Source organism: Pseudomonas sp. MF6394 (genome assembly GCF_002018845.1).
Classification (GTDB): domain Bacteria; phylum Pseudomonadota; class Gammaproteobacteria; order Pseudomonadales; family Pseudomonadaceae; genus Aquipseudomonas; species Aquipseudomonas lactis.
The window spans coordinates 73,729-87,984 of the sequence record NZ_MVOJ01000022.1; the positions used below are offsets into that span (position 1 = coordinate 73,729).

Consider the following 14,256-nt stretch of genomic DNA (forward strand, 5'->3'; position numbering starts at 1 on the left):
TCAGCGGATAAACAGCTTCTGGATCAGCTTCTGGATCGACTTGCCATAGGGCGGGTAGATCAACTTCGCCGCGTTCAGGCGCTGTTTGACCAGCACACCCTTGGCCTTGCTGAACGTCAGGAAACCTTCGTGACCGTGGTAATGGCCCATGCCCGACGGGCCGATGCCACCGAACGGCATATCGTCCTGGGCGACGTGCAGCAAGGTGTCGTTCAGGCATACACCACCGGAATGGGTTTCGTGGAGCACCCGGGCTTGTTCGCCTTTGTTGTAGCCGAAGTAATACAAGGCCAGTGGGCGAGGGCGCTGGTTGATGTAGGCAAAGGCTTGGTCAAGGCCGCGATACGGCACGATGGGCAGGAGCGGGCCGAAGATTTCGTCCTGCATCACGGTCATGTCGTCGCTGACATTCAACAGCAGGCTGTGGACCATTCGCCGCGCCTGGCCTTGCTCGTACAGCGGGATCAAAGTGGCACCTTTGTCGGTGGCGTCCTTGGCATAGGCATTGAGCCGAGCCAGTTGGCGTTCGTTGATGATGGCGGTGTAGTCCGGGTTGTCGGCCAGCGTCGGGTAAAACCCACGAACGGCCTTGGAATACGCCTCGACAAAGCCCTCTACGCGATCTTCCGGTACCAGCACATAATCCGGTGCCACGCAGGTTTGCCCGGCGTTCAAGGCTTTGCCGAAGGCGATGCGTTCGGCGGCGTCCTTGAGCGGCACATCGGCCGAAACGATCGCCGGCGATTTGCCGCCCAGCTCCAGAGTCACCGGCGTGAGGTTTTCGGCCGCCGCACGCATCACGTGCTTGCCTATGCTGGTAGCGCCAGTGAACAGCAGGTGATCGAAGCGCAACTTGGAAAACGCCATGCCCACGTCAGCTTCGCCCAGCACGACGCACACCAGGTCCTCAGGGAAGATCTTGGCCAGCAACGCCTTGAGCAGCTCACCGGTAGCCGGCGTAGACTCACTGAGCTTGAGCATCACCCGGTTACCGGCAGCCAACGCCCCCACCAACGGGCCGATGGCCAGGTACAGCGGGTAGTTCCACGGCACGATGACGCCGACGACGCCCAGTGGCTGGTAAATGACTTTGGCTGAGGCGGGCTGGAAGGCAATGCCTACAGCGCGGCGGGAAGGTTTCATCCAGCCCTTGAGGTGTTTGCTCGCGTAGTGAATGCCATGCAGGCTGGGCATCAATTCGGCAAACAGGGTTTCGTCGGCGCTGCGATGGCTAAAATCCTCGCTGATCGCATCGATCAGCGCCTGGCGTTCGTCGCTCAGCAGATCTCTCAGGGCCTTGAGCCATTGCTGGCGCTGCCCGGCCGGCGGCATCGGGTTGGCGGCATACGCGCGGCGTTGGGCGTCGAACAGGTCCTGGAGTTGATCCAGCGCCTGGGAATCTTGCAGGTAGGCAACGTTGGCAGACATAGCGCGGCACCGTTTGTTATTGGTCTGCCTGGATTTTTAGAGTCATTGCTCTAAATTGTCAAATAACATTGCAGTAACATCCAGATTTATCCTGGCCGGGTTAGGCCGTAAGATGCCCCATCCCGTGTATAGAAGCTGATCCCCTATGGCACCACGAGTAAAGACCAGCGAGCGCATTGTGCAAACCAGCCTGGAGCTTTTTAACCAGCAGGGCGAGCGCAGTGTCAGTACCAACCACATTGCCGCCCACATGGAAATTTCTCCGGGCAACCTGTACTACCACTTCCCTAACAAGCAGGCGATCATCGCCGTGCTGTTCCGCGAATATGAAGCGTTGGTAGACAGTTTCCTGCGTCCGCCCCAGGGACGCACGATGGTGGTGGAGGACAAGCGCTTTTACCTGCAAGCCGTATTGGCCGGCATGTGGCGTTATCGCTTCCTGCACCGCGACCTCGAACACCTGTTGGAGAGCGACCCGGAACTGGCGACCGGCTACCGGCGTTTTTCCCAGCGTTGCCTGATCCAGGGCGGCGCCATCTACCAAGGCTTTGTAGACGCCGGCATTCTCAATATGGACCCGGTGCAAACCGAAGCCCTGACCCTTAATGCCTGGATTATCCTCACCTCCTGGGTGCGCTTTTTGTGCACCACCAATGAAAAATCCACCCACCTGAGCGCCGAGGCGATCAAGCGCGGGGTCTATCAGGTGCTGGTGCTGGAGGCGGGGTTTGTCACGCCGCAGGCCAAAGAGGCGGTGGACGCCTTGTTCAAAGAGTTTTACGTGCCGTTGAATCAGGCACTGGAAGAAGTGAAGTAAGACCTTTCCCCTTTGTATTCACAGGAGTCAGTCATGCCGCTTGCCCAACTGATCAGCCCCCAGCAATTGGCCGAGCGCCAACAGTCGAGCGGGTGGGTGATCCTGGATTGCCGCTTTGCCCTGGAAGACCCGGACTACGGCTTGTGCAGTTACGCCGAAGGGCATATCGAGGGCGCGCAATACGCCGACCTTGAGCGCCACCTGAGCGGCCCGGTGACCAAGGGCGTGACCGGTCGTCATCCTTTGCCGGCGGCGGACACGTTCGCCAGGCAACTGCGGGCCTGGGGTATCAGTGCCGACACCGATGTGGTGCTGTATGACGACGGCCCCGGAGCCTACGCCGCCCGTGCCTGGTGGCTGCTGGCCTGGCTGGGCAAGCGTGATGGCGTGTTTATTCTCGATGGTGGCCTCAAGGCCTGGCATGCCGCGGGTTTCCCCCTGAGTCTGGACGCGCCTGTGGTTGAGCCGGGCACCTTCGCCGGTACGCCGGATTCTCGGCTATTGCTGGATGCCGAACACCTGCAAAAACGCCTGGGCCAACCCGGCCTGACCTTGATCGACGCCCGCGCCCAGCCGCGTTTTCGTGGTGACGTAGAGCCCATCGACCCAATTGCCGGGCATATCCCCGGCGCGCAGTGCGCGGCGTTCAGTGAAAACCTGGGCAGCGACGGCCGCTTCCTGCCGGCCGAGCAGCTCAAGCAGCGCTTTGCCGCGCAGTTGCAAGGGCGCCCGGCGCAGGAATTGGTGGCGTATTGCGGGTCTGGGGTGACGGCGTGCCATAACCTGTTTGCGTTGAGCCTGGCGGGGTACCCGCTGGGCAAGTTGTATGCGGGGTCGTGGAGTGAGTGGATTACTGACCCAGCCCGGGAAATAGCAACGGGCGACTAAGGCTCGATCTGCAAACCCAATCAAATGTGGGAGCGGGCTTGCTCGCGAATGCAGAGTGTCAGTCGATACAGGTGTGACTGATACACCGCCTTCGCGAGCAAGCCCGCTCCCACATGTTTAACCGCGTTGTGTCAGTAACCAGTCAGGGATCCGGCGTTCCAGGTAGTAACCAGGACGCTTCAGCGAACCCTCCACAAACCCCACATGCCCGCCCTTGGCCAGCAACTCGAACTCGGTGCAGTCCGACAGCTCACTGGCGTCAGGCAAGCTGTGCGCAAATACAAACGGGTCATCGGCCGCCTGGATAATCAACGTGGGCGTACGGATATCGCCCAGGTAATAACGGCTCGAGGCGCGGCGATAGTAGTCTTCAGCACTGATAAAACCGTGCAGCGGCGCGGTTACCCGCCCGTCGAAGTCCCAGAACGTGCGCATCTTTTCCAAGGAGCCAAGGGCCTCCAGGGTTTTGAGCCCATCCTCACGACCGTCCTGCAGGAATTGGCGTTGCTTGACGCGGATATACGCGAGCATCTCGCGCATGAAGTGCTTCTGATACACCCGCGAGAACCCCAGGCCGATGCGATCGGCGCATTGATCCAGGCGAAACGGCACCGACACCGCCGCGGCGCCCTGCAAGCCCGAGGCCTGGCCGGTTTCCCCTAAATGCTTGAGCAACACATTGCCACCCAGGGAATAACCCACGGCATACAAGGGCGCCAATGGCCGCTTGGCGCGCAGATGAGCAATCGCGGCTGCCAGGTCTTCGCTGGCGCCGGAGTGATAGCTGCGAGCCAATAGGTTGGGTTCGCCCGAGCAACCACGCCAGTTCAGCGCAGCGCTGGCCCAGCCTTGGGCGGCCAGGACTTTTTGCAGGCCGGCCACGTAGGGCGAGTTGGACGAGCCGGTCAGCCCATGCAACACCAGCACCAAGGGCGCTTGCACGTCATGGGGGCCATGCCAGTCGAGGTCGAGAAAATCGCCGTCGTCCAGCCACAAGCGCTCGCGTTGGCGTTCGATGTGGGTGGTCGGCCGCCACAGCGGCCCCCACAGTGTCTGCAAGTGGGGGTTGCCGAGGCCGAAGGCGGGTTTGAAGCGGTCTGTCGATGGAATCATGAATTACCCGCTGCCGTGTAGGAGCGAGCTTGCTCGCGAAAAACGTTAACGATAACGCGGCGCTGTCAGACAGCCCGTGTCGCCTGTTTGACCTTCGCGAGCAAGCTCGCTCCTACAGGGCGCGATGCCACAACGCGTAATACACCCGCCCGGACTTCTGCTCCCGGTGCAGGCGCCAGCCACTGGGCAGGCCGAGCGTGGAGGGCGCGGTCTCGCTCTCAGTGTAGATCCAGGCATCCGCTGCCAGCCACTGGCGTTCTTCCAGCAGGGTGCAGACGGCCGGCAGCAGGTTCTGGTTGAACGGCGGGTCGAGGAACACTACGTCGTATTCAGTGGCTGCCTGGGTTTCCAGGTAGCGCAGCGCGTCGGCCGTCTGCACCTGGCCGGTGGTGCAACGCAGCGTGCCCAGGTGCTCCTTGAGGCTGGACACCGCCACATTGCTGGCGTCCAGCGCCTGGCCCTGGGCCGCGCCACGGGACAGCGCCTCCAGGAACAGCGCGCCGCTGCCAGCGAACGGGTCCAGCACCTTGGCCCCGCCAATGTACGGCGCGAGCCAGTTGAACAGGGTTTCGCGCACGCGGTCGGGCGTCGGGCGCAGGCCCACGACGTCGGGGAAGCTCAGCTTGCGGCTGCCCCATTCACCGCCAATGATGCGCAGTTGGCCCACACCGTTATGCACGTTGTGGACAGGTTTTTTCGGGCGAGATGAACTGGCCATTAATGCTCCGGAACCCCGAGCGGCTGCTCGGCAGGTTTATCAGTGGGGGGCGGTAGTGGCTTTTGCGCAATCGTCGGGCCGGCGGTCACGATGACCATCTTGTCGGCGCTCAAGTGTTTGTTCATTGCAGCCTTGACCTGATCGACGGTCAGGGCCTGGGATTGTTTCATGAAATCTTCCAGATAGCTCAGCGGCAGGTTGTAGAAACCCATGGCGCCCAACTGCCCGACGATATCGGCATTGCTGGCGGTGGACAGCGGGAAGCTGCCGGCCAGCTCGCGCTTGGCGTCATCCAGTTCTTTTTGCGTCGGGCCGGTCTTGAGGTAGTCAGCCAGTACGTCCTCCACCAGGCGCAAGGTGCCACCGCTCATTTCGGCGCGGGTCTGCAGGTTGATCATGAACGGGCCGCGCACCTGCATCGGTGAGAAGCCGGAGTACACGCCGTAGGTCAGGCCGCGTTTCTCCCGCACTTCGCTCATCAAACGGGTGCCGAAGCCGCCGCCGCCAAGGATCTGGTTACCCAGGGACAAGGCTGCGTAGTCCGGGTCGGCACGGTCAATGCCCAACTGCGCAAACAGCAGGTGGGTCTGCTTGGATGGGAACTCGATCCGGCTCAGTCCGGCTTTGGGTTCGGTCGGCTGGGCGATCTTGGCCATGGCCGGGCCCTTGGGCAGCGAGGCGGACACCTTGGCCGTCATGGCTTCGGCTTCGGCGCGGGTCAGGTCGCCCACCACCGCAATCACCGCGTTACCCGCCGCATAGGCCTTGGCGTGGAACGCCTGCAACTGCGCCAGGGTAATCTTCGGCACGCTCTCGGGGGTGCCTTCGCTCGGGTGCGCGTAAGGGTGGTCGCCGTACAGACGCTTGAACAGCTCGATGCTCGCCAGTTTGCCGGGGTTCTGCTTCTGGTACTCAAACCCGGCCAGGATCTGGTTCTTGATACGTGCCAGGGAATCTGCCGGGAACGTCGGCTGGCCGATCACCTGGTTGAACAGTGACAGGGCTGCGTCACGCTTGGCGCTGTCGCTCAGGCTGCGCAGGGTCACCAGCGCCATGTCGCGGTAGGCGCCGTTGCCAAAGTCGGCCCCCAGGCCTTCGAACCCGCTGGCGATCTGGCTGACATCCTTGCCCGGCACGCCTTCGTTGAGCATGGCGTTGGTCATCAGCGCCAGGCCTGGCACGTCGCCATCCTGGCTGCTGCCGGCGGCGAACAGCAGGCGCATGTCGAACATCGGCAATTCATGGGCTTCGACGAACAGCACCTTGGCGCCTTCGGCGGTGGTCCAGGTTTGTACGTCGAGCTTACGGTTGGTCGGCGCCTTGCCATCCAGTTCCGCCAGGGATTGCAGGGTGCTGGCCGTTTGGGCCTTGTCCAGGGCCTGGCTGGCGACCGACTCGCTGGGGCGCAAGAAGTAAACGGCGCTGGCCGCCATCAGGGTGACGGCGATCAGGCCGGGCAGGATCAGGCGGCTGTTTTTGCGATCACTCATGAGCGGTCTCCTCAGGCAAAACATGGGCGACGCTCAGACGTTCGCGGGTGAAATAGGTGCGTGCAGCCTTCTGGATGTCTTCCGGGGTCACGCTTTGCAGGTCGGCAAGCTCGGTGTCCATGAGTTTCCAGGACAGGCCGACCGTTTCCAGGGAGCCAATGGCCGTGGCCTGGCTGGTGATGGAGTCACGCTGGTACACCAGGCCGGCAATCACTTGGGCGCGGATGCGCTCCAGTTCTTCGGCGGTCGGTGGCTTGGCCTTCAACTCATCGAGCAGGCGCCACAGGCCGGCTTCGGCCTGGGCGACGGTTTTCTTCTTCTGCTGGTTCGGCGTGGCCGAGAGGGTGAACAGGCTGTCGCCACGGGTATAGGCGTCGTAGTTGGTGGATGCGGCGGACACCAGCTCCTCACCGCGTTCCAGCTGCTCGGAGATCCGTGCACTGTAGCCGCCGTCCAGCAGGGCCGAGATCAGGCGCAGGGCCTGCACCGAACGTTTGTCTTCAGCGGTGGCCAGGCCGGGCACGTTGAAGCCCAGGAACACGCTCGGTAGTTGGGTCTGCACGTGCAGGGTCAGCAGGCGCTCGCCGGGCTCGGCCAGTTCCATCGGGATTTTTGCCGGTGGCACGTCACGCTTGGGGATCGGGCCGAAGTAACGTTGGGCAAGGTTTTTCACCTCGTCCGGGGTCACGTCGCCGACCACCACCAGGGTGGCGTTGTTCGGCACGTACCAGGATTGGTACCAGTGGCGCAGTTCCTCGACCTTCATGCGGTCCAGGTCGGCCATCCAGCCGATGGTCGGCGTGTGGTAGCCGCTGGCCGGGAACGCCATGGCCTTGAAGCGCTCGAACGCCTTGGACATGGGGTTATCGTCGGTGCGCAGGCGGCGTTCTTCCTTGATGACCTCGATTTCACGGCTGAACTCGTCGGCCGGCAGGCGCAGGCTGGCCATGCGGTCGGCTTCCAGTTCAAAGGCCACACCCAGGCGGTCACGGGCCAATACCTGGTAATACGCGGTGTAGTCGTCGCTGGTGAACGCATTTTCTTCGGCGCCCAGGTCGCGCAGGATCAGCGAGGCTTCGCCGGGGCCAACCTTGGCGCTGCCCTTGAACATCATGTGTTCCAGGGCGTGGGACAAACCGGTCTGGCCCGGGGTTTCGTAGCTTGAGCCAACCTTGTACCAGACCTGGGAAACCACCACTGGCGCGCGATGATCTTCGCGCACGACCACTTTAAGGCCGTTATCGAGGGTGAATTCATGGGTGGGTTGTGGATCGGCAGCCAAAGCTGAGAGAGGCAGACAAACTGTGCTGAACAGCAGGCCTGCGGCGCGGCGGGCTAGAGCATTCATTCGTTTTTAAACCTGTTGGGCTGCCCGCTTGGTCTTAGCGTCGGCGGGCGAGGAGGTGCTAGGATACTGGTCCGACTTAAGGACGGCCACTGCGGCTGTCTTGTGAAGGCCCTATTTAGGCCTTACAAAATGTTGCGCATGAACGAGCTGGCTAAAAAACAGTCTGTTACGCATCGAATTTTATTTACCGGCGCGCCCTGTTGCGCGTCGCTACCTTGAGATAGCCGTCTCCATGTTTGGTTCCAACGACGACAAGAAGACCCCAGCTGCGGCTGGCGAGAAGAAAGGCCTGTTCGGATGGCTGCGCAAAAAGCCGCAGGAAACCGTCGTCGAACAGCCACAGGTTCACGCTGAACCGACCCCTGAACCCGTAATAGAAGCCGAACCGGTTGCCGAGACGCCTGTACCGGTGGTGTTGCCGATGGCTGAGCCGGTGTTGCAGCCGGTCGTCGAGGCCGAGCCGGAGCCGGAACCTGAGCCCGAGCACAAGCCCTGGTTGGAGCTGCCCGTGGCCGAAGAGCCTGTGGCGTTGGTGGAGGATGTTCAGGCCGAGCACGTCGTGCCGCCGATTCCTGCAGTGGTTGAGCCGGCGCCGGTAGAGGTTGTGGCAGAAGCACCGCCCGTCGTTGAAGTGCCTGCACCGGTTGTCGCTGCACCTGCCGTTATCGAGCCAGAACCCGCCGTTGCCGCAACCGAAACCAGCAAAACCGGATTCTTTGCCCGCCTCAAGCAGGGCCTGAGCAAGACCAGCGCCAGTATTGGCGAAGGCATGGCCAGCCTGTTCCTGGGCAAGAAAGTCATTGATGACGAACTGCTGGAAGACATCGAGACCCGCCTGCTCACCGCCGACGTGGGCGTCGAAGCCACCGCCGTGATCATCCAGAGCCTGACGCAGAAGGTCGCGCGCAAGCAGTTGACCGACGCCGATGCGCTGTACAAATCCCTGCAGGCCGAGCTGGCCGCCATGCTCAAACCGGTTGAAGCGCCGCTGGTGATCACGCCGAAAAAGCCGTTCGTCATCCTCGTGGTAGGCGTCAACGGTGCTGGCAAGACCACCACCATCGGCAAACTGGCCAAGAAGCTGCAGGGTGAAGGCAAGAAAGTCATGCTCGCCGCCGGCGACACCTTCCGTGCCGCCGCCGTCGAGCAGTTGCAGGTGTGGGGCGAGCGCAACAAGATCCCGGTGATCGCCCAGCACACCGGTGCCGACTCTGCGTCGGTGATTTTCGATGCCGTGCAAGCCGCCAAGGCGCGCAACATCGATGTGCTGATCGCCGATACAGCCGGCCGCCTGCACACCAAAGACAATTTGATGGAAGAACTGAAGAAAGTGCGCCGCGTGATCGGCAAGCTCGACGCCGATGCACCCCATGAAGTCCTGCTGGTGCTCGACGCCGGTACTGGCCAGAACGCCATCAGCCAGGCCAAGCAATTCAACCAGACGGTGCAGCTAACCGGCTTGGCATTGACTAAGCTCGACGGCACGGCCAAGGGCGGTGTGATTTTCGCCCTGGCCAAACAGTTCGGGTTGCCGATTCGCTATATCGGCGTCGGTGAAGGCATCGACGACCTGCGCACCTTTGAAGCCGAACCCTTTGTACAGGCACTGTTTGCCGAGCGGGAGCGTTCATGATTCGATTCGAACAGGTCGGTAAACGCTATGCCAACGGGCATGTGGGCCTGCATGAGCTGAGCTTTCGCGTGCGTCGCGGCGAGTTTTTGTTTGTCACCGGCCACTCGGGCGCTGGCAAAAGCACGCTGTTGCGCCTGTTGCTGGCCATGGAACGCCCGACCACCGGCAAGTTGCTGCTGGCGGGCCAGGACCTGGCTACCATCAGCAATGCGCAAATTCCATTTCTGCGCCGCCAGATCGGCGTAGTGTTCCAGAACCACCAGTTGCTGTTCGATCGCACGGTGTTCAACAACATCGCGCTGCCGCTGCAGATTCTCGGGCTGTCCAAAGCCGAAATCGTCAAGCGCGTGGATTCGGCGCTGGAGCGCGTGGCGTTGTCGGACAAGACCGACCTTTACCCGGGGGATCTGTCCACCGGTCAGCAACAGCGCGTCGGTATTGCCCGCGCCATCGTCCATCGCCCGGCTTTGCTGCTGGCGGACGAACCCACCGGTAACCTCGACCCGCGCCTGGCGGCCGAGATTATGGGGGTGTTCGAAGACATCAACCGCCTGGGCACCAGCGTCTTGATCGCCAGCCACGACCTGGCCCTGATTGCGCGCATGCGCCATCGCATGCTGACCCTGCAACGCGGCCGCCTGATCGGCGATGGGGAGGCTGGCGTATGAGTGCTACACGCAGCCCTAAAGTATCAGAACGGGTGGCTCCGAAGCCGGCCGACCCGCAACCGAAAAAGAAGAAACACGACGAAGACGACGGCCCGGACTTCGGCACCCTGGTGCACGCCTGGATCGAAAGTCATCGCGCCAGCCTGCTGGACAGCCTGCGTCGCCTGGGCAAGCAACCGATCGGCAGCTTTTTCACCTGCCTGGTCATGGCCGTGGCCTTGAGCCTGCCGATGGGCTTGTCGCTGTTGCTTAATAATGTGGAGCGCCTGGGCGGTTCCTGGCAGCGGGCGGCGCAGATTTCGCTGTACCTGAACCTGGACACCAGCAGCAAGGAAGGCGAAGCGCTGCGCGATGACATCAAGAACATCCCGGGGGTGGCCGAGGCCGAGTACATCAGCCGCGATCAGGCCCTTGAAGAGTTCCAGCAGCAATCCGGCCTGGGCGAGGCGCTCAAGGAGCTGCCGCAGAACCCGCTGCCGGGCGTGGTGCTGGTAACGCCGAACGAGGTCGACAAGCCGGCGCTGGAAGCCCTGCGACAAAAACTCGCAGAGATGCCGAAGGTGCAACAGGCCCAACTTGATCTAGTCTGGGTGGAGCGCCTGGCCGCAATCCTCAAGCTGGGTGACCGCTTTGTGTTCGGTCTGACGGTGTTATTAGTGTCTGCATTACTTTTGGTGATAGGTAATACCATTCGTCTTCATATTGAAAACCGTCGCACCGAGATAGAAGTGATTAAACTGGTGGGCGGCACGGACAGCTATGTACGTCGTCCTTTCCTGTACATGGGCGCGCTGTATGGCCTGGGTGCCGGGGTGTTGTCCTGGGGCGTACTGGCGTTTGGCCTGAATTGGCTGAACGACGCGGTTGTCGGGCTGGCCGGTTTGTATGGCAGTGACTTTGCCCTGGCCGGTGTGCCGGTAGCCGATGGTCTGAGTCTCTTGCTTGGCGCGGTCTTGTTGGGGTATATCGGTGCCTGGATTGCGGTAGCGCGGCATTTACGTGAGCTGGCGCCGAAGTAGTTAATGCCAGATTAATGTGGTTTCGTTTGTATTGACCGTATCAGCGGTTTAGGGAACTTGTCCTACGGTTCCCAGGTCAATTTTCGCAGTGCTGAACTGCACGAGTTATGTGAGTCGGAGGTTTTTTCGTATGACCACTTCTTTGCAACCTGCTTATGCCTTGGTCCCGGGTGCGAACCTGGAAGCCTATGTGCACACGGTCAACAGCATTCCATTGCTGACGCCCGAGCAGGAGCGTGAACTGGCCGAGAGTCTCTACTATGAGCAGGATTTGGGGGCGGCTCGGCAGATGGTGCTCGCCCACCTGCGTTTTGTCGTACATATCGCCCGTAGCTATAGCGGCTACGGTCTGGCCCAGGCCGACCTGATTCAGGAAGGCAACGTAGGCCTGATGAAGGCTGTAAAGCGCTTCAACCCTGAAATGGGCGTGCGCCTGGTGTCGTTTGCCGTGCACTGGATCAAGGCGGAGATCCACGAGTTCATCCTGCGCAACTGGCGCATCGTGAAAGTGGCCACCACTAAGGCCCAGCGCAAGCTGTTCTTCAACCTGCGCAGCCAGAAAAAACGCCTGGCGTGGCTGAACAACGAAGAAGTCCACCGCGTGGCCGAAAGCCTCGGCGTGGAGCCGCGTGAAGTGCGCGAGATGGAAAGCCGCCTGACCGGCCATGATATGGCCTTCGACCCAGCCGCCGAAGCGGATGACGACAGCGCCTTCCAATCGCCGGCCAACTACCTGGAAGACCACCGGTACGACCCGGCGCGTCAACTGGAAGACGCCGACTGGAGCGACAACTCCAACCACAACCTGCACGAAGCGCTGGAAGTGTTGGACGAGCGCAGCCGTGACATTCTCTACCAGCGCTGGCTGGCAGAAGAAAAAGCCACGCTGCACGACCTGGCGCAGAAGTACAACGTGTCGGCCGAGCGGATTCGTCAGCTTGAGAAAAGCGCGATGAACAAGCTGAAGTTGTCGATCGCTGCGTAAAGCGCTGTGAACAAAAAATGCCCCGGTCGAAAGATCGGGGCATTTTTGTATGTGCTCGTAAATTTCAAATCCACCACAGTCCACTGTGGGAGCTGGCTTGCCTGCGATAGCGGTGTGTCAGTTTGCAGATAAGTTGGCTGACCTGCCCTCATCGCAGCATAGGTATCTACACAACTTTGTAGCCTGTAGCAGCCGACGGTAACCACGATGCGAAGCGAGCCGCTCTTGATCTGCTTTTGATCTTAGGCGCCCCGTTAAACCACGCTGGCCGGAATTCGACAGTGATTTGGGGGGTAAACCGGCAGGGATGCCGGTTTAGCCGCCCCGCGCCATGGATGGCGCGTGGCGGCGGCCCCCCAAATCACTGGCGGATTACGGGCACACCGAGCCTAGGCGAGGTGCCGAGTGGTGGGGCAAGAGCGTTTTGCTTACTTTTGCGCTTTCAAAAGTGAGCCGCCGTCAGGGCGGAACCCTAAGTAGCCGTTACCGCAGCAATGGATATGTACACAATCCAGCTGTGTTGACTGTCAGGCCGTCTTCGCAGGCAAGCCAGCTCCCACATTTGGACTGTGGCGCGTCAGGTAGATATGCGCTGGCCGCCGGGGCCGTCACGGGAGCAAGCTCCCTCGCCACAGGTCCCGTATTGTGTCAGTCGGACCAAGGTGCCTTTCGAGAGTTGTTCAGTTCCACCAGATAACCATCCCCACCCAACTGGCTCATCTGCTGACGAATCCACGCCGCTCTACGTGCCACATACGCCGTCGGATGGCTGGCACTCCACACCCGTGGATTAGGCAACGCCGCCGCCAGGTAACTGGCCTGCTGCCGCGAAAGCCCCTTGGCGCTCACGCCAAAATGGTGCCGCGCCGCCGCCTCTGCGCCAAACACACCTTCATCCCATTCTACGCTGTTGAGGTACACCTCAAGAATCCGCTGCTTGGGCCACAACACCTCGATCAAGCCGGTAAACCACGCCTCCAGGCCTTTGCGCAAATAGCTGCGCCCGGCCCACAGAAACAGGTTTTTCGACACCTGCTGGCTCAGGGTGCTGGCACCGCGAATCGAGCCGCCGCGTTCGTTGTGCAGAAGCGCCGCCTGGATCGCGCCGAAATCAAAGCCCCAATGTTGCGGGAAGCGCTGGTCTTCACCGGCCATCACCGCGACTTTGAGGTCATCGCAGATTTCATCCCACGGCACCCAGCTGCGTTGCAGGTCAATGGGTTCGCCATCTATCCAGGACTCAACCTTGCGCTCCACCATCAGCGCAGTGAACGGTGGTGGCACCACACGAAACAGCAGCACCAGCAATACACTGCCGATGGCAAACCATTTCACGACGTTGAGAAAGCGTTTGAAGAGGACACGCAGCATAGAGATGGCTTGGCCGAACCCGTTGAGCGGGCCATTATACAGACCCTGCCCGATGAGTCTGACTGGAGTTCCCCATGCTGCGTAGCTTTCTGATGCTGGCTGCCTTTTTCGGCTTTACCGGTGTCGCCCTGGGCGCGTTCGCCGCCCACGGCCTGAAAAACCGCCTGAGCACCGACTACCTGGCGATCTTCCATACCGGCGTGACCTACCAGTTGGTGCATGCCCTGGCGCTGTTCGGCGTGGCCTTGCTGGCGGCGCATATTCCGGGCCGGTTGGTCACCTGGGCGGGTATTTCGTTTACCGTCGGTATCCTGCTGTTCTCGGGCAGCCTGTATGTGCTGACCATGACCGGCATCAGTAAACTCGGGATCATCACGCCGTTTGGCGGGCTGGCGTTCCTGCTCGGCTGGTTCCTCCTGGGCCTGGCGGCGTGGCGCTTGCAGCTTTGACCGCTTGACGCTTGGAGCTGACCTTCAGGTTCCAATCGCGCTAGAATGCGGGCCCCTAAAAACGATGGCGGCCCGTGGCATGCGCATTCAGTTGAACGGCGAACCCTTTGAACTGCCCGACGGCGAAACCGTTGCGGCCCTGCTGACCCGTCTGGACCTGACCGGGCGTCGCGTCGCAGTGGAGCTCAACCTGGATATCGTCCCGCGTAGCCAGCACGCCGAGACCTCGCTGAAAGAAAACGACCAGGTCGAAGTGGTCCACGCCATCGGCGGCGGCTAGCCCGCCAAGGCCGCAACGCATTCTGCAGAACCTCATCCAACCAGAGGAT

The 14,256-nt window shown here is 61.4% G+C and carries 14 protein-coding genes; 8 read left to right on the forward strand and 6 right to left on the reverse strand.

Features of this window, described 5'->3' with window-relative positions:
• The gene (locus MF6394_RS21180; RefSeq protein ID WP_044269614.1) at positions 1-1,428 is read right to left on the reverse strand and encodes a coniferyl aldehyde dehydrogenase; all 1,428 of its coding nucleotides are present in this window, start codon (positions 1,426-1,428) and stop codon (positions 1-3) included.
• A 145-nt stretch (positions 1,429-1,573) separates the two neighbouring features.
• On the opposite strand from MF6394_RS21180, the gene MF6394_RS21185 reads away from it, so the two are divergent.
• The gene (locus MF6394_RS21185; protein WP_005792294.1) at positions 1,574-2,245 is read left to right on the forward strand and encodes a TetR/AcrR family transcriptional regulator; all 672 of its coding nucleotides are present in this window, start codon (positions 1,574-1,576) and stop codon (positions 2,243-2,245) included.
• A gap of 33 nt (positions 2,246-2,278) precedes the next feature.
• On the forward strand, positions 2,279-3,133 hold the full coding sequence (locus MF6394_RS21190; protein ID WP_078467471.1) for a sulfurtransferase: 855 nt from the start codon (positions 2,279-2,281) through the stop codon (positions 3,131-3,133).
• A 117-nt stretch (positions 3,134-3,250) separates the two neighbouring features.
• Here the strand turns inward: MF6394_RS21190 and MF6394_RS21195 are convergent, their stop codons facing one another.
• From MF6394_RS21195 to MF6394_RS21210, 4 genes are all read right to left on the reverse strand, one after another.
• Positions 3,251-4,246, reverse strand: a complete 996-nt coding sequence (locus MF6394_RS21195; protein WP_044269608.1) for a hydrolase — start codon at positions 4,244-4,246, stop codon at positions 3,251-3,253.
• Between the two features lie 112 nt (positions 4,247-4,358).
• Entirely contained in the window at positions 4,359-4,964 is a 606-nt protein-coding gene (rsmD, locus tag MF6394_RS21200) for a 16S rRNA (guanine(966)-N(2))-methyltransferase RsmD (RefSeq protein WP_044269606.1), read from the reverse strand.
• Positions 4,964-6,454: a M16 family metallopeptidase gene (locus tag MF6394_RS21205; protein WP_032894697.1), complete on the reverse strand. Its 1,491-nt coding sequence runs from the start codon at positions 6,452-6,454 to the stop codon at positions 4,964-4,966. Before MF6394_RS21205 ends, rsmD begins: the two co-directional genes overlap by 1 nt.
• Entirely contained in the window at positions 6,447-7,802 is a 1,356-nt protein-coding gene (locus MF6394_RS21210; RefSeq protein ID WP_003195117.1) for a M16 family metallopeptidase, read from the reverse strand. The genes MF6394_RS21205 and MF6394_RS21210 overlap by 8 nt, the downstream gene beginning before the upstream one ends.
• A 232-nt stretch (positions 7,803-8,034) precedes the next feature.
• Here MF6394_RS21210 and ftsY point away from each other — a divergent pair, with 232 nt between their 5' ends.
• From ftsY to rpoH, 4 genes are all read left to right on the forward strand, one after another.
• Positions 8,035-9,435, forward strand: a complete 1,401-nt coding sequence (gene ftsY / locus MF6394_RS21215) for a signal recognition particle-docking protein FtsY (RefSeq protein ID WP_047712001.1) — start codon at positions 8,035-8,037, stop codon at positions 9,433-9,435.
• Positions 9,432-10,103 (forward strand): cell division ATP-binding protein FtsE, encoded by a 672-nt coding sequence (ftsE, locus tag MF6394_RS21220; protein WP_003213784.1) that lies wholly within the window; start codon positions 9,432-9,434, stop codon positions 10,101-10,103. The genes ftsY and ftsE overlap by 4 nt, the downstream gene beginning before the upstream one ends.
• A complete protein-coding gene (gene ftsX / locus MF6394_RS21225; protein ID WP_047712000.1) occupies positions 10,100-11,122 on the forward strand; it encodes a permease-like cell division protein FtsX in 1,023 nt (340 codons plus the stop codon). Before ftsE ends, ftsX begins: the two co-directional genes overlap by 4 nt.
• Positions 11,123-11,252: 130 nt before the next feature.
• Positions 11,253-12,107, forward strand: coding sequence for an RNA polymerase sigma factor RpoH (rpoH, locus tag MF6394_RS21230; RefSeq protein ID WP_005792286.1), 855 nt, complete (start codon positions 11,253-11,255; stop codon positions 12,105-12,107).
• Positions 12,108-12,755: 648 nt separating this feature from the next.
• Here rpoH and mtgA read toward each other — a convergent pair.
• Positions 12,756-13,478 carry a monofunctional biosynthetic peptidoglycan transglycosylase gene (gene mtgA, locus MF6394_RS21245; protein ID WP_078467473.1) on the reverse strand — a complete coding sequence of 241 codons (723 nt, stop codon included), beginning with the start codon at positions 13,476-13,478 and terminating at the stop codon, positions 12,756-12,758.
• A 74-nt stretch (positions 13,479-13,552) separates the two neighbouring features.
• Between mtgA and MF6394_RS21250 the strand changes: the two genes are divergently transcribed.
• Together MF6394_RS21250 and thiS are read left to right on the forward strand one after the other, a co-directional pair.
• Positions 13,553-13,927, forward strand: a complete 375-nt coding sequence (locus MF6394_RS21250; RefSeq protein ID WP_078467474.1) for a DUF423 domain-containing protein — start codon at positions 13,553-13,555, stop codon at positions 13,925-13,927.
• A 79-nt stretch (positions 13,928-14,006) separates the two neighbouring features.
• A complete protein-coding gene (gene thiS / locus MF6394_RS21255; RefSeq protein WP_032878918.1) occupies positions 14,007-14,207 on the forward strand; it encodes a sulfur carrier protein ThiS in 201 nt (66 codons plus the stop codon).
• Positions 14,208-14,256: the final 49 nt, after the last annotated feature.

Coding starts and splice junctions, on each gene's coding strand:
- MF6394_RS21180 (WP_044269614.1), bottom strand. CDS start 1,428: ATGTCTGCCAACGTTGCCTACCTGCAAGATTCCCAGGCGCTGGATCAA.
- ftsX (WP_047712000.1), top strand. CDS start 10,100: ATGAGTGCTACACGCAGCCCTAAAGTATCAGAACGGGTGGCTCCGAAG.
- ftsE (WP_003213784.1), top strand. CDS start 9,432: ATGATTCGATTCGAACAGGTCGGTAAACGCTATGCCAACGGGCATGTG.
- MF6394_RS21185 (WP_005792294.1), top strand. CDS start 1,574: ATGGCACCACGAGTAAAGACCAGCGAGCGCATTGTGCAAACCAGCCTG.
- rsmD (WP_044269606.1), bottom strand. CDS start 4,964: ATGGCCAGTTCATCTCGCCCGAAAAAACCTGTCCACAACGTGCATAAC.
- MF6394_RS21250 (WP_078467474.1), top strand. CDS start 13,553: ATGCTGCGTAGCTTTCTGATGCTGGCTGCCTTTTTCGGCTTTACCGGT.
- MF6394_RS21210 (WP_003195117.1), bottom strand. CDS start 7,802: ATGAATGCTCTAGCCCGCCGCGCCGCAGGCCTGCTGTTCAGCACAGTT.
- MF6394_RS21205 (WP_032894697.1), bottom strand. CDS start 6,454: ATGAGTGATCGCAAAAACAGCCGCCTGATCCTGCCCGGCCTGATCGCC.
- mtgA (WP_078467473.1), bottom strand. CDS start 13,478: ATGCTGCGTGTCCTCTTCAAACGCTTTCTCAACGTCGTGAAATGGTTT.
- MF6394_RS21195 (WP_044269608.1), bottom strand. CDS start 4,246: ATGATTCCATCGACAGACCGCTTCAAACCCGCCTTCGGCCTCGGCAAC.
- rpoH (WP_005792286.1), top strand. CDS start 11,253: ATGACCACTTCTTTGCAACCTGCTTATGCCTTGGTCCCGGGTGCGAAC.
- ftsY (WP_047712001.1), top strand. CDS start 8,035: ATGTTTGGTTCCAACGACGACAAGAAGACCCCAGCTGCGGCTGGCGAG.
- thiS (WP_032878918.1), top strand. CDS start 14,007: ATGCGCATTCAGTTGAACGGCGAACCCTTTGAACTGCCCGACGGCGAA.
- MF6394_RS21190 (WP_078467471.1), top strand. CDS start 2,279: ATGCCGCTTGCCCAACTGATCAGCCCCCAGCAATTGGCCGAGCGCCAA.